The organism is Halalkalibacter wakoensis JCM 9140, assembly GCF_000513095.1.
Lineage (GTDB): Bacteria > Bacillota > Bacilli > Bacillales > Bacillaceae_D > Halalkalibacter > Halalkalibacter wakoensis.
Map to the genome: position 1 here is coordinate 72,030 of NZ_BAUT01000006.1, position 13,567 is coordinate 85,596.

At 39.1% G+C, this 13,567-nt stretch carries 11 protein-coding genes and 2 pseudogenes; all 13 read right to left on the bottom strand.

Going from position 1 to position 13,567, the window contains the following annotated elements; all coding sequences use genetic code 11:
• Positions 1-32: 32 nt before the first annotated feature.
• A pseudogene (locus JCM9140_RS04545) lies at positions 33-576 on the bottom strand (ReoY family proteolytic degradation factor).
• A 107-nt stretch (positions 577-683) separates the two neighbouring features.
• On the bottom strand, positions 684-1,937 hold the full coding sequence (locus JCM9140_RS04550; protein ID WP_034742950.1) for a tetratricopeptide repeat protein: 1,254 nt from the start codon (positions 1,935-1,937) through the stop codon (positions 684-686).
• A gap of 115 nt (positions 1,938-2,052) precedes the next feature.
• Complete coding sequence (locus JCM9140_RS04555; protein WP_034742952.1) at positions 2,053-3,009, bottom strand: hypothetical protein; 957 nt, start codon at positions 3,007-3,009, stop codon at positions 2,053-2,055.
• Between the two features lie 335 nt (positions 3,010-3,344).
• Entirely contained in the window at positions 3,345-4,637 is a 1,293-nt protein-coding gene (aroA, locus tag JCM9140_RS04560) for a 3-phosphoshikimate 1-carboxyvinyltransferase (RefSeq protein WP_034742954.1), read from the bottom strand.
• A gap of 54 nt (positions 4,638-4,691) precedes the next feature.
• Positions 4,692-5,789, bottom strand: a complete 1,098-nt coding sequence (locus JCM9140_RS04565; protein WP_034742957.1) for a prephenate dehydrogenase — start codon at positions 5,787-5,789, stop codon at positions 4,692-4,694.
• Between the two features lie 74 nt (positions 5,790-5,863).
• Positions 5,864-6,964 (bottom strand): histidinol-phosphate transaminase, encoded by a 1,101-nt coding sequence (gene hisC, locus JCM9140_RS04570; RefSeq protein WP_034742959.1) that lies wholly within the window; start codon positions 6,962-6,964, stop codon positions 5,864-5,866.
• Between the two features lie 39 nt (positions 6,965-7,003).
• On the bottom strand, positions 7,004-7,807 hold the full coding sequence (gene trpA / locus JCM9140_RS04575) for a tryptophan synthase subunit alpha (RefSeq protein ID WP_235715274.1): 804 nt from the start codon (positions 7,805-7,807) through the stop codon (positions 7,004-7,006).
• Positions 7,797-8,998 (bottom strand): annotated as a pseudogene (trpB, locus tag JCM9140_RS04580) (tryptophan synthase subunit beta). The gene trpA and the pseudogene trpB overlap by 11 nt, the downstream one beginning before the upstream one ends.
• Positions 8,976-9,632 (bottom strand): phosphoribosylanthranilate isomerase, encoded by a 657-nt coding sequence (locus JCM9140_RS04585; protein ID WP_034742961.1) that lies wholly within the window; start codon positions 9,630-9,632, stop codon positions 8,976-8,978. The pseudogene trpB and the gene JCM9140_RS04585 overlap by 23 nt, the downstream one beginning before the upstream one ends.
• Positions 9,616-10,392 (bottom strand): indole-3-glycerol phosphate synthase TrpC, encoded by a 777-nt coding sequence (trpC, locus tag JCM9140_RS04590; protein ID WP_034742963.1) that lies wholly within the window; start codon positions 10,390-10,392, stop codon positions 9,616-9,618. Before trpC ends, JCM9140_RS04585 begins: the two co-directional genes overlap by 17 nt.
• Positions 10,385-11,404, bottom strand: coding sequence for an anthranilate phosphoribosyltransferase (gene trpD, locus JCM9140_RS04595; RefSeq protein ID WP_034742965.1), 1,020 nt, complete (start codon positions 11,402-11,404; stop codon positions 10,385-10,387). The genes trpC and trpD overlap by 8 nt, the downstream gene beginning before the upstream one ends.
• Positions 11,397-12,908 carry an anthranilate synthase component I gene (trpE, locus tag JCM9140_RS04600; protein ID WP_173585931.1) on the bottom strand — a complete coding sequence of 504 codons (1,512 nt, stop codon included), beginning with the start codon at positions 12,906-12,908 and terminating at the stop codon, positions 11,397-11,399. Before trpE ends, trpD begins: the two co-directional genes overlap by 8 nt.
• A 286-nt stretch (positions 12,909-13,194) precedes the next feature.
• Positions 13,195-13,566 (bottom strand): chorismate mutase, encoded by a 372-nt coding sequence (gene aroH, locus JCM9140_RS04605; RefSeq protein ID WP_034742967.1) that lies wholly within the window; start codon positions 13,564-13,566, stop codon positions 13,195-13,197.
• Between the last annotated feature and the right edge of the window lies 1 nt (position 13,567).

Genomic DNA, 13,567 nt, shown 5'->3' on the forward strand with positions numbered 1-13,567 from the left:
AAACTATTCTTACTAACCACCAACACTCTCTATTAAACATCCTCCAAATGACGAAGCTCCCAAACTAATGAATGAAAAAGATCTTTATCTTGCTCATCAAGAGCCTTATCAATTTCCTGTAACAAACGTTCTTTCCTAAATGACTTTAGCGATCGATCAAGGAGCCACTCAGTTTCTTTTTGAAAGGCTACTGCCAACTCTATGTTCTCAGGAATATGAGGATTGTCTTCTAAGACAACAAGGTACGGTGTACTGCTTAGCTCCACTAAAATGAAGTTCAATATAAATATCTTCAGTTTGATTAAGGCGGATGTCATGAAACGCCTTTTCAGCGTCTGTAGTAATGTGCTTTTCTTTATGAAAAGAAAATGGAATACTGTCAACTCCTTTAGCCGATATAATTAATGCTTTAGGAGTATGCGCCGCTTGTTCAACAAAATGGACTCGCTCCATTAAATCGTCATCACTCATTAGGTAATTCAATAACCATGCACATTCTCGTCTCTTTAGTTCAAACTGCTGCAAAAAATTTTTTAAGAAATCCTTTTTATCTACAACTGGAATGATGTTGCCCACGCTTCACCCCTCCTATTTTCCTTCTTAGAATATGAGTATTCAATTGGTGGATTGTATGATGTTACTATTCGCTACATTTTTTCATTTTCCTTTTGAAAAAGTAAATTTCATTGTAGATTCTCAAGAAGTTCAACCACATCAGCACGTCCTGGCTCAAGAGTCAACAGCTTTCTAAAATGCTCAATTGCTCTTTCACGTAGTCCATACTCTAAAAGAAAGTAGCCATATTCTTCAAGGAAATCTTCATCTTCTTGAAGTTGTTGTTCAATCTCTTGGTAACGAACAAGGGCTTCCTCGAAATGATCCAATTCTTTCAATGCTGTTGCTTCATACCATGTGTAGATTAGATCTTCCTCTCCGATTTCGCGTATGTGTTCGATCAATTCAAGTAGCTCTTCATACAATTCATTATGCTTAAAGTATGCTGCAAGGGTTTGTACAGCTTCTACATTTGATGGGTTTATGGCGATTACTTTCCGTAACCAGTTAACTCCATCCTCTGGCTGTTGCTTTTTGAATCGTAATTTTCCTGCATGAATATATAAAGACTCATTAAATTCATCTACTTGTATGCCTTTTTCTAACGTCTCAAATGCTTCCTGAAGTCTTCCTTCTGCTTCATACGCTTTAGCTAAGTACGTATAAAGACTAGAATAATCCGGATCTAGAGATAATAAGGCTTCAAACTGTTCAATCGCAAGCACATAATCTCCAAGCTGAAATGCAGTAAATCCGTATCCAAATAACGCATTTGGATCCAAGTGTTTTTTTAATCCTTTTTCATAAAATTCTAATGCATCCTCAAACTGGCCACTTGCACTGTATGCATCAGCCAATAAGAGTTCAACATGAGTATTAGGAAGAGGATCTTTTGCGTACACAGCTTTTTTTAAATAAGGGATGCTTTTTATGTAATCTCCTCTTTCTAAATAAAATTCCCCAAGCCCATAAGAAATAATCGTCTCTTCAGGTGCTTCTTTAGCTGCTAATAATAGCTTTCGTTCTGCTACTTCATCAAGAGATTGCATTTGATAAAGATCTGCCAACAAAAGTTGAGCTTGCAAGAAGGCTTGGTCCCCCTTTTTTATTTCTAATAGCATTTCAATTGCCTCATCTTCTTGATCAAGATCAATCAAAAGCTCGGCCGCCATCGCATAAAGGCTCCCTTCATCTGGATAAAGCAATAACAACTCGTCAATGATTTTTTTCGCTTTTTCAACATGACCTAATTCCTGATATAATTCGGCAATGTCATACTTCATTTGATGGTCAGCTGACTCTTCAAGACGAGCTAATTGTGCAAGTCCCTCTTCAACATAACCACTTCCAATATCTTGCATAGCTTTTTCTAGTACATTCATATAACTCCCCCATTTTCATTGTTAGTCCATACTTTCGACATTCATTATTTATCCCCTTTTCAAAAATGAAGAAAACCATCATTCGTGTGAATGACGGCATTCGAAAAAGGTATCATTAAAATGCATTAATCTGCTGTTGCGGCATCATATCAGAAAAATGTGACAATGATAAAAATCTTGCCGGTTTCTTAACTTCTATTAGGCGACCGTAACCAGGCTTAAGCGATATCGACTCATTCGCTTTTACAATTTCACCTTTAATTACAACAATAGCCGGATCTTTTTTATCATAACTAATTCGTTGTTTATGCGCAACTTTTTGATCCAAGTCATAAAGGTGGTCACCAGCATCTTCGTAAAATAAAAGATAATCGACGTCGCTTCCAGCAAGCATCATTCCTTTAAGAGGATACAATCCAACTTTTTGTAGTAAAGGCTTTTCCCATTTTTCCATCGCTGTTAGCGGATTATGAGTATGGATTTGAAAATCCATACAATGATTTTCCCATTCTTTTAATAACGCAGCCTCCAATCGTAACACAGAGGAGGAGATGACCGGTATGAGAACAGTAGGATATGTTAATAATGTTTGCGATATATGTGTCCAAGGTACCGATCGAATTTGTTGAAATGATTCGATCTCGATTCGGACGAATGGAATACGAAGATTTTGACACTTCCTTAAAACAGCAGGGCGCAATAGGCTTATCGGTAACGTTAGCCCTACCAAATAATCCAACGTACTATTTGCCATTGCATGTTTTGCACGTTTAAAGTCTGAATCAATCTCTCTTTCATACTGTACTTTTTGCGAAACAGCTACAGCTGTACACCCTTTTTCGATAAGGTGACTCTGTCTATCTTGAAAAGCTTGAAAATCTTGAGACGTTAGCAAATGCTCATCAAACATAATTCGACCATTTGTCATGATCGTTCCCGACATGTTCACTCTTTGCTTGTTCCATTTTTCAAATGCTGTTGTTACATATTGAATTTGTCCTTCATTAATTAAATAAGACCGGATTTTATCCTTTTCTTCATCAACTTTCACCACTTTATCTAATAAATACATTCCCATTCCTCCTCAAAAATGATTTATTATAGACAAGCTATGTAAGAAAGGACAGAATGAGAACGAAGAATATACAAGAAACATAACAACATTTAAAGTCGGAATTTTTTAAAACTTACCATTGACATTCTTTTATAATTATATATAATAAAAATAAGCGTATGGTTTCTCTCCACTCCTATCCATACAATTTTAGCATTTTGCTAAACCTCTGTTTGTAAACGCTTACGTTTTCAAGCAGAGGATTTTTTTTATGAACGCTTATGAAAGAAAAAGCAAGTTCAAAAAAACAAGGAGAAACGAATTCCCCTTGTTCGATCTTAAATTGATTTATTTTATTTCGTTTGTAACTGCTCAATGTGCTCAAAAAAGTTCGGGTAAGATACTGCAATTGCTTCACTCCGATTAATGTGCACGTCGCCCTCAGTAATTAAGCCAGCAACAGCCATCGCCATTCCTATTCGATGATCCCCGAAACTACTAACAACAGAACCTGTAAGTGCAGCTTTTCCTTCAATAATCATCCCGTCATCTGTTGCTTGAATGGAAGCACCTAATTTAGTTAATTCACTCACAACGGTATCAATTCGGTTCGTTTCTTTTACTTTTAACTCCTCCGCATCACGAATAACTGTTTTTCCATGTGCTTGAGTAGCCAATACCGCAATGACAGGAATTTCATCAATTAACCTCGGAATAACATCACCACCAATTTCAATTCCTTTTAGAGTAGAGGTAGAGATAGTAATGTCGGCAATGGGTTCACCTCCAACAGTGGTTTCATTGTCAATCGTCATGGAAGCACCCATTTGATCGAGCACATCAATAATCCCTGAGCGAGTCGGATTCATCCCAACTCCTTTAATCGTGATCTTGCTATTTGGAACGATTGCTCCGGCTACTAAGAAAAAAGCTGCAGATGAGATATCACCTGGAACAACGATATGTTGAGCAGTAAGAGATTGGCCCCCTTCTACCGAAACCGTTAACCCATTACGCTTCACCTGCACTCCGTATGCTTCAAGCATTCTTTCTGTATGATCTCGTGACAAAGCAGGTTCTGTTACAGATGTAACCCCCTCACTTTGGAGACCAGCAAGAAGAATAGCTGATTTCACTTGAGCACTTGCTACTTTTGATTGAAAGTGAATTCCTTTTGTTGAACCACCCCGAATAGATAGAGGGGTAAAATTCCCATTTTCACGCCCATCAATGATCGTTCCCATTTCACGCAAAGGTCCTGTCACACGTGCCATTGGACGCTTTGCAATTGAATCATCACCAATAATAACAGAGTGAAACGGTCTTGTAGCCAGAATCCCCATTATAAGACGCGTTGTTGTTCCTGAATTCCCCACGTCCAAAATGTCGCTAGGTTCACTCAAACCATCCCAGCCTTTACCAACAATCTTTACTTTGTCACCAGCTTGCTCAATTTGGATTCCTAACTTTTTAAAGCAACTAATCGTACTCAAGCAATCTTCGCCTGGTAAAAAACCTTCAACAGTCGTCGTACCTTCTGCGATCGCACCAAACATAACCGCTCGGTGAGAAATCGATTTATCGCCAGGCACTTGAATCGTTCCATTTAAACCAACTTGTGATTGTTTTACTAAAGCAGTAGTCATTCTTTTCCTCCTCATATTTGATTAATGTTCTATCGTTTTCACCAGGTAAGCTGGTTATAAAACATAGGTATCATACAATTCCTGTTTTAAATGAATTTGCGCTCGCTCTCGATCATCCTCCGTTCGAAATGTTAACCGAAGGACCCCCATAATATCTTCACGTGTTTCCAAAATACGAATATTCGTTAAACTTATTTGATGCTGTGCCAATATACCTGTCACATCAGAAATAGCTCCAGGATGATCTGGCACATCTACAAATAAATCATAAAAAGAAGGGATTGCTCCTTTTTTTCGAGCCGGTAGACCATCTCGAAACTGCTTTGCTTGTTCAAAATATGTAAAGATCGCATCAGCACTTTCTTGTTCAATTAAATTCCTAACACTTTGCATTTCTTCAGTCCATGAGTCAAGCAAATCAAGTAAACTATCCTTATTATGCAAAAGAATGTCTCGCCACATCGCAGGACTAGCAGAAGCAATTCTAGTAATGTCTCTAAATCCTCCAGCAGCTAATCGAGAGACAAGAGGATCTTCGCCTTCTATTTTAGCAATCTGGTGAACAAGACTGGCAGCAATTACATGTGGAAAATGACTAATTGCTCCAGCTAAGCGATCATGTTGTTCAGGTGATAATTCAATGAATTTAGCTTTTGTGCCTTTTAACCAATTTTGTAGCTGAATGACGGAACGTACATCTGAACCTTGCCCTGGAGTTAAAATGTAAAAGGCATTTTCAAACAAGTGAGAACGCGCCGCCTCGACTCCACTTTTATGCGAGCCGGCCATCGGATGTCCTCCAATAAACGTTACATTTTTTTGTTGCAATCCTTTTGCTTTGTTCACAATCCGTACTTTTGTACTTCCTACATCTGTTACAATGGCTCCTGTTTTTAAGTTATATTGAATAAGTTCTTCCAATAGTTGCTCCGTTTTTAAGACTGGTGTGGCAAATATAATTAAGTCTGCTCCTTCCACACCTTCTTGTAAAGAAAGGACTGATTCATCTATCACTTTTAATGACATTGCCACTTTTGCCTGCTCAAAAGAGATATCAAATCCGCGAATATGGACATCATGCTCTTTCTTTATGGCCAGCGCAATGGAGCCACCAATTAATCCGAGCCCTATTATAAAAACCGTTCGCTTCATGCCAAACTCCCTTTCCCCTATTTAAGAAAAAACGTCCTTCATCAAGTGTGAAAGACGAATTTTCTCTCTATTCCTTACTGTCCTACTTTATTAGAATGTAATATTTCTTCTAATACAGCAAACAGCTCCTTATTCTCTTCTTCTGTTCCGACTGTAATCCGGACACATGTCGGGAAACCAAGTGCCTGTCCAGAACGAACAATAAAACCTTTCTTTAATAGAAGATCAAAAACTTCATCTCCAGAACGATTAAAATCAATTAAAATGAAATTTGTTTGCGATGGGTAATACGTAAGATTATGATTTTCACAAAATTGTTCAAATTGCTTCAAGGCAGCTGTGTTTTTTTCAACACAATCAGCAATAAATTGATCATCGTCTAAAGCAGCAGAAGCTGCCACGTGAGCAAACGTCGTGTTATTGAACGGAGGCCTTACTGGATCAATTAAAGAAATAAGATCTGGATTTCCTACCCCATATCCAATGCGTAACGCTGCAAGCCCATAAGCTTTAGAAAATGTGCGTAAAATCATTAAATTGTTATACTTTTTTAGTAAAGGCAATGTTTCTGGGTAATCCTTTGCCGTTACATATTCATAATAAGCTTCATCTGAAACAACAAGCACGTGTGATGGGACACGTTCTAAAAAGTTCGTAAATGCTGCTTCATTCACATATGTACCAGACGGGTTATTAGGATTGCAAACCCAAACAATTCTCGTTTGTTCATCAATCGCTTCTAGCATTGCATCCAAATCGTGCACGCCATCAACTGAAGGTACTTCTCGAACTTCAGCCCCCTCAATTGTTGCATTTAATTTATATTGAGAAAAAGTTGGATCAGCTGTTACGGTATTCGTTTCAGGCGACAAAAAGGCACGGCATAAAAATTGAATTACTTCATCAGATCCATTACCGAAAATGAGCTGATTTTCGTCAACTCCAATTTTTGTAGCAACTTTTTCCCTAATCATCGCTGCGTACCCATCAGGGTAAATAGCCGTTTGAGCTGCGGCATCTTGAATCGCTTTTGCAGCTTTTGGTGATGAACCATACGGATTTTCGTTTGATGCAAGCTTGACAACTTTAGTTAATCCTAACTCTCTTTTCACTTCTTCAATTGGCTTGCCTGGCTTATAAGACGGCAACCCATGTAATTGTGGTTTAGCTTTCATGGTTACACCTCATTTTTAAAATTTCGTCTCCCTATTATGTTACGACGAAATGAGTGAAGAGACAAACGTTTTTATTTTCATAAGTGCCGCTGGCCGAGTCTCCTCATTTTTTAGCGCTTCTTCTTGTTCACCAATAACTGTAACGAGCGCACTTCCAACAACTACCCCGTCTGCGTACTCTTGCATAACTTTCACTTGTTCGGCCGAAGATATTCCAAATCCTACAGCCGTTGGTATTGAACTTGCTTCACGGACTGTTTTTAAAAAGTCATACACTCGAGGATCAAGCTCATTTCTAGCTCCTGTAACCCCTAAAGATGACACACAATACAAAAAGCCTTTCGCTCGTTTGGCTATTTTCACCATCCTTTGTTTGGATGTAGGTGCTACTAACGAAATAAGGGAAAGATCATGATCATCACATAATTTATCTAAATAATTACTTTCCTCATATGGTAGATCAGGGACGAGCAATCCATCAATTCCAAGCTCAGCTGCCTCATTAACAAACCGTTCTTCCCCGTATTGTAGTAGTGGATTGAAATACGTAAAAATAATAACCGGAATCGTCAATCCACGCTCCCTCATTTTTGGAACAAGATTGAGTGCCGCTTCAAGGGTCATACCTCCGTTTAACGCTCGTTTAGAAGCAGCTTGTATAGTCGGTCCATCAGCCAAAGGATCTGAATAAGGGATTCCGAGCTCCAAAATACTAGCACCAGCTTCCTCTAACGTTAATGCAATATCTACAGTCGCTTCCCCTGTCGGGTCGCCTGCGGTTATAAAAGGAATAAATAACGGTTGATCTGTATTTGTTGCTATATCCATTCGCTTATTCGTCATTTGAATCACCTCTAAAATGCTTCATTAAAGTATGAACGTCCTTATCACCTCTTCCAGATAAGCACACAAGGATGGTATCATCTGGTGTTAGCTGTTTCGCTCGTTCAAAAGCTTTTGCAAGTGCATGAGCAGATTCAATAGCAGGAATAATTCCTTCTTGTTCTGATAGCAACTTTAAGGCATCAAGTGCTTCTTGATCTGTTACAGCCTCGTAAGATACACGACCGCTACTTGCTAAATAAGCATGTTCAGGACCTACTCCTGGATAATCAAGGCCAGCCGAGATTGAATATGGCTCCGTAATCTGGCCAGCTTCATCTTGTAAGAGATACGTAAGAGAACCGTGAATGACCCCTTTTCTTCCAAGGGTAATGGTAGCGGCATGCTTGTCTGAATCAACACCATGTCCTGCTGCCTCGACCCCAATCAATTTAACCTGATCCTCTAAAAACGGATAAAACATCCCAATCGCATTGCTACCGCCTCCGACACAGGCAATAATTTCACTCGGCAATTGACCTACCTTTTCTTGGAACTGCTTTTTTGCTTCATCTCCAATAATTCTTTGAAAATCTCGAACCATTTTCGGATAAGGGTGGGGACCAACTACAGATCCGATTAAATAAAACGTATCTTCAGCATTGGCAACCCAGTACCGAATTGCCTCATTCGTTGCGTCCTTTAACGTTTTGCTTCCTGAAGTTGCAGGGATAACCTCAGCGCCTAATAATTCCATTCTAAACACATTTAAGGCTTGCCGTTCCATGTCCTCTTCACCCATGAACACTTTGCATTCAAGTCCAAATTTAGCTGCAATTGTGGCCGACGCTACTCCATGTTGACCAGCCCCTGTTTCAGCTACGATCTTTGTTTTCCCCATTTTTTTAGCTAGTAATGCTTGCCCCATTGCATTATTAAGCTTATGAGCACCTGTATGAAGGAGGTCTTCCCTTTTTAAATAAATTTTTGCTCCACCAAGTAATTTGGTTACATTCTCAGCATAAGAAAGAGCCGTAGGCTACCTGCATATTCTTGCAAGTGGGTCATGTATTCGAGAGCAAAGGCATCATCATGACTCACCTCTTCTAACGCTGCTTCTAATTCTTCAATTGCATTCATTAATGTCTCAGGAACGTATTTGCCACCAAAGTCACCAAAGCGACCATTTTTATCTGGGTACGTTGTAGTCATAACTTTTCACCCTTTCTTCTAGCAGACTGATAAGCTCAGTAGACTTCATTCCATTCTTTTCAATTCCACTTGAAACATCGATTCCATCCGGTTCGTACTTTAATACTTCTTCCACATTTTCAGGTCGTATTCCACCAGCAATAAAGACTGGTACTTTTTGCCTTTTACCTTCTTTCAAATAGGAAGGAATGGTGGTCCAGTCAAACGAAACACCTGTACCTCCCCATTGGTTCCCCACTTTGCAATCGACAATATAGCCAGACGCGATCCCTTCAAACATTTTCATCCGTTTTAACGCATCTTCATGATGATGAATCGCTTTAAAAATCGGTAATGCGAGTCGTATTTTTATTTCTTTGACTTCTTCTGGCGATTCATCTCCGTGGCATTGGATCACATCAATTGGTAGACCATCGAGGGCTGCCTCAATTTGATCAGCTCGTTCATTGACAAAAAGCGCAACAATCTTTTTGTCATTCTTACTAGTGTTCGAAAGCCAATCCTGCACTTTCTCTCTCGTAACCTGACGTTTGCTTTTAGCAAAAACAAATCCAATGTAATCAGCAGAACTCTGTAATGATCGATTTGTATCTTGATTAGAGTGATTGCCACACAGTTTAAGAAGAGGACGCAATGGCTTCTCCTCCAAACAATGCAGCAATTCCAACTTCTGGGCTTTCAGCTCTCATTAATGACTCTCCTACCAAAATGCCAGAAGCACCTACTTTTCCTACCCTCTCAATATCTTCTCGGTGAAAGATCCCACTCTCGCTTACAAATAGGCTACCTTCAGGAATTAATGACGCCATTTCTTCTGTCTGGCTTAAAGACGTTTCAAATGTTTTGAGGTTACGATTATTCACACCAATTATTTTCGGTGTAAAACAAGCAAGAAGTTCTACTAACTCTTCTTTCGCATGAACCTCAACTAAACACTCAAGTCCAATTGAATATGCATAGTCGTATAACTGCTTTAAATCTTCGACTGGAACAGTCCCAACAATAAGTAACATTGCATCTGCACCAATCCGTTTCGTTTCATCTATTTGCTTTTTGTCTATAATAAAATCTTTTCGCATAACGGGAATCGATACTTCTTGTTTAATGGCGGTCAAATAGTCACGATGACCTTGGAAATAAGAAACATCGGTTAAAACCGATATGGCATCTGCTCCACCTTTTTCATAGCCTGTCGCAATAGTAACAGGCTCAAAATCCTCACGAATAATTCCTTTTGATGGAGAAGCTTTTTTCACTTCAGCTATCAATCCAACAGAACGATTGGGATGACTTAAAGCTTCAAAAAGCGAAAAGTGGCGGACGTTGATTTGTTCAGGTAATGTGGTTAATTGAACAATTTCTTGACGTTTCGTTTCTAATATTTTCTCAAGCATATTGCTGTTTCTCCTTTTGTAATGTTTGGTAATGACGATAAATCTGACCTGACTCAATTGATTTCTTTACTTCTTTTACACCATCTTCAATCGAACTCACACGTTTGCCGGCATACAACGCAGCAGCAGCATTCAGTGTGACAATCCCACTCGCCGCTTCGTTCGCTTCACCTTTAAATACTTGTTGAATGATTTGAGCACTTTCTAATGGTGTATTCGCTCGTATTTGATCAAGTGTTCCTCTTTTTAAACCAACATCCTCTGGAGTAATCGTATAGCTTAATTTCTCATTTCCATTAACTTCTATAATAGTAGATTCGCTTGTAATCGAGAGTTCATCCAAACCGTCACCACCTGTAACAAACAATGCTTTGGTCGTTCCTAAACGCAACAAGGTCTCTGCCATTTTGTTGGCGAATTCTTTATCGTAGACCCCAATCAACTGATGTTTTGCACCAGCTGGATTGGTCAACGGACCTAATAAATTAAAAACGGTGCGAAAGCCAATTTCTTTTCTAGGTGCGACAGCATGTTTCATCGACTGATGATAAAGAGGGGCAAATAGGAAACATAAATTTACTCTATCAAGAGCAAGCTTAGCGTCTTCTTTTGTTTGCTGAGTTGGAATACCTAGTACTTCAAGGACATCAGCACTTCCACTCTGAGAAGACACTGCACGGTTACCATGTTTCGCTACAGGCACACCCATTCCTGAAAGAACGATCGCTGTAGCGGTCGATATATTAAATGTGCTTAAATCATCTCCGCCTGTGCCACAAGTATCTACAACACCATGATCATTGGTTTGAATTCGAAGGGAATGAGATCGCATTGATCTCGCAAACCCTGTCATTTCATCTACCGTTTCCCCACGAAAACGCATGATCGTTAATAAACTCGCAATCTGACTCTGTGTAGCCTTTCCTTCCATAATATCATTCATTGTTTGCTCGGCTTGCACTTCTGTCATCGTATGTCCGTCCATACAAGAACGAAGAATATCTTTAAGCATTTGTCGTAACCCCCTTTTGCCCAAACATCTTTTCTGCCAATTGAGCAGCTCGAATTAACGCTTTCGCTTTGTTTTGAGTTTCCTCATATTCTTTCTCAGGGATAGAATCGGCAACGATACCCGCACCAGCCTGAATATATGCTTTTCCATTTTGAATAACCATCGTTCGGATCGCTATGCAAGAGTCAATATTTCCGTCATAACCAAGATAGCCGATAGCTCCTGCGTAAACACCTCTTCTCGTTGGTTCTAATTCTTGTAAAATTTCCATCGCTCGAATTTTCGGAGCTCCAGAAACGGTTCCAGCTGGGAACGATGCCATGAGGGCTTCAAGTGGCTTCGTACCAGTGCGAAGAGTCCCTGTTACTTTTGAGACAATATGCATCACATGTGAGAATTTTTCAATTGATAACATGGTAGGTGTTTTAACCGACCCATATTCGGCAATGCGACCCACGTCATTTCTAGCTAAATCGACTAACATATAGTGTTCAGCTCGTTCTTTCTCATCAGCAAGCAATTCTTCAGCTAATTGTTCATCCTCTTTTTCATTTCGGCCTCTTTTTCTCGTTCCGGCAATCGGGTGAATTTCAACATGGCCATCTTGAACTTGAACTAGCCTTTCCGGCGAACTACCAACAACTTCCATTTGGTCAAACTTTAAGTAAAATAAATATGGTGATGGATTCACCATCCTTAATACTCGGTATACATCAAGTGCAGAAGCAGAAACGTTCATTTCAAAACGTTGTGATAATACAGTTTGAAACACATCTCCAGCCAAAATGTATTCTTTTATTTTTTCAACATCCTGAAGAAACGCTTCTTTTTCGTAATTTGATGTTACGTGGTCAAAGGATACTTCTTCATTCGTATTCGGAATATTTTTTAGCATCATTCCACTTATCGGCTTTTCTAATAGTGAAGATAATCTATTTATTTCGGCTCTTGCCTTGTGGTACGTATTTACTAATGTCTCTTCTTCATTTGGCCTAACGTGAACGATGACGGATAATTCTTTATCTTGATGGTCGTATGCAATCAATGTTTGGCAAAATAAAAATTGGTAATGTGCCAGACGTTCTTGGCTATTCGTTTCCAATGTTGGTTCAATGGTCTCGATGGCATCGTAGCTCATATAACCTACAGCTCCACCTTTAAATGGGATTGGAATGTTTATCGGCTGTACATTAAGAAAGTTCATCGTTTCTTCAAAAGCGCCTTGAAACGTTCGTTCTTCAATTATGGTTTCACCATGCTTTGAATACGTACGGTATACACCACTTTCTTCAGTTAACTCAAACATCGGATTCAACCCAATAAAAGAATACCTAGACCATGAAGATTGTTCATCCTTGCTTTCAAGCAAAAACGAAACTTGTTCACCTAACTGATGTACAATTTGGACGGGTGTTAAACCATCGGCAAAAAAACGTTGGAAAACAGGGATAGTATGGTACGATTTGGCTGCTTTTTCAAACTCTAAGAATGTTGGGGTTATCATTTGCAATCACTCCTTTTTGGAATGAATGAAATGAGTGGGAAGATATGGGTAGGAAAATGTAACGTGCTAAAAACACGTTCTAGGATAAAATTATATAAACCTCCTAAACATGTTTAGGAGGTAATGGTTACACGTATCCCTCTACTAAACTCAGCTCTCCTCAACTCAATCTCATTCTCTACTAATCTCAATATTCATACAATTCACAGTAAAATTCATCACTCTAAACTAGGCTAAGAAGAATATACAATTCTTCATCTCATCTGCCCCCTAGTCTACCTGTTTCTTATTCATTCGTCAAGGTTAAATCAGGTCTTAGTTTCACAGCATCTCGTAAGTAAGCATGTTTTACCTCTTTTTGCTTAACATCTGTGTTTACTGTTAGCAATACTCTTATACAAAGAGGCAAGCTTCCCGGAACAGGTATTTCTTGAGCACACACGACCGGTACGTAGGACCATCCTTCAAACTCTCGTAAAACTTTTGCTGGAAAGGCTGCTGTGACATCTTCTGTTACCGTAAAAAGGACTTGTGCAACGTTTTCGGGTTCAATACGATTACTTGAAATAAGAACTTGCACAAGTTCCTTAGAAGCTTCTAAAACATCTTTCTCATTATTCGATTTGATTGTAATTGCTCCACGTATTCCTCTAACCATT

Bases quoted from the DNA above. Each gene is read 5' to 3' on its own strand.
- JCM9140_RS04550 (WP_034742950.1), bottom strand. From the start codon at position 1,937: ATGAATGTACTAGAAAAAGCTATGCAAGATATTGGAAGTGGTTATGTT.
- JCM9140_RS04555 (WP_034742952.1), bottom strand. From the start codon at position 3,009: ATGTATTTATTAGATAAAGTGGTGAAAGTTGATGAAGAAAAGGATAAA.
- aroA (WP_034742954.1), bottom strand. From the start codon at position 4,637: ATGACTACTGCTTTAGTAAAACAATCACAAGTTGGTTTAAATGGAACG.
- JCM9140_RS04565 (WP_034742957.1), bottom strand. From the start codon at position 5,789: ATGAAGCGAACGGTTTTTATAATAGGGCTCGGATTAATTGGTGGCTCC.
- hisC (WP_034742959.1), bottom strand. From the start codon at position 6,964: ATGAAAGCTAAACCACAATTACATGGGTTGCCGTCTTATAAGCCAGGC.
- trpA (WP_235715274.1), bottom strand. From the start codon at position 7,807: ATGACGAATAAGCGAATGGATATAGCAACAAATACAGATCAACCGTTA.
- trpC (WP_034742963.1), bottom strand. From the start codon at position 10,392: ATGCTTGAGAAAATATTAGAAACGAAACGTCAAGAAATTGTTCAATTA.
- trpD (WP_034742965.1), bottom strand. From the start codon at position 11,404: ATGCTTAAAGATATTCTTCGTTCTTGTATGGACGGACATACGATGACA.
- trpE (WP_173585931.1), bottom strand. From the start codon at position 12,908: ATGATAACCCCAACATTCTTAGAGTTTGAAAAAGCAGCCAAATCGTAC.
- aroH (WP_034742967.1), bottom strand. From the start codon at position 13,566: ATGGTTAGAGGAATACGTGGAGCAATTACAATCAAATCGAATAATGAG.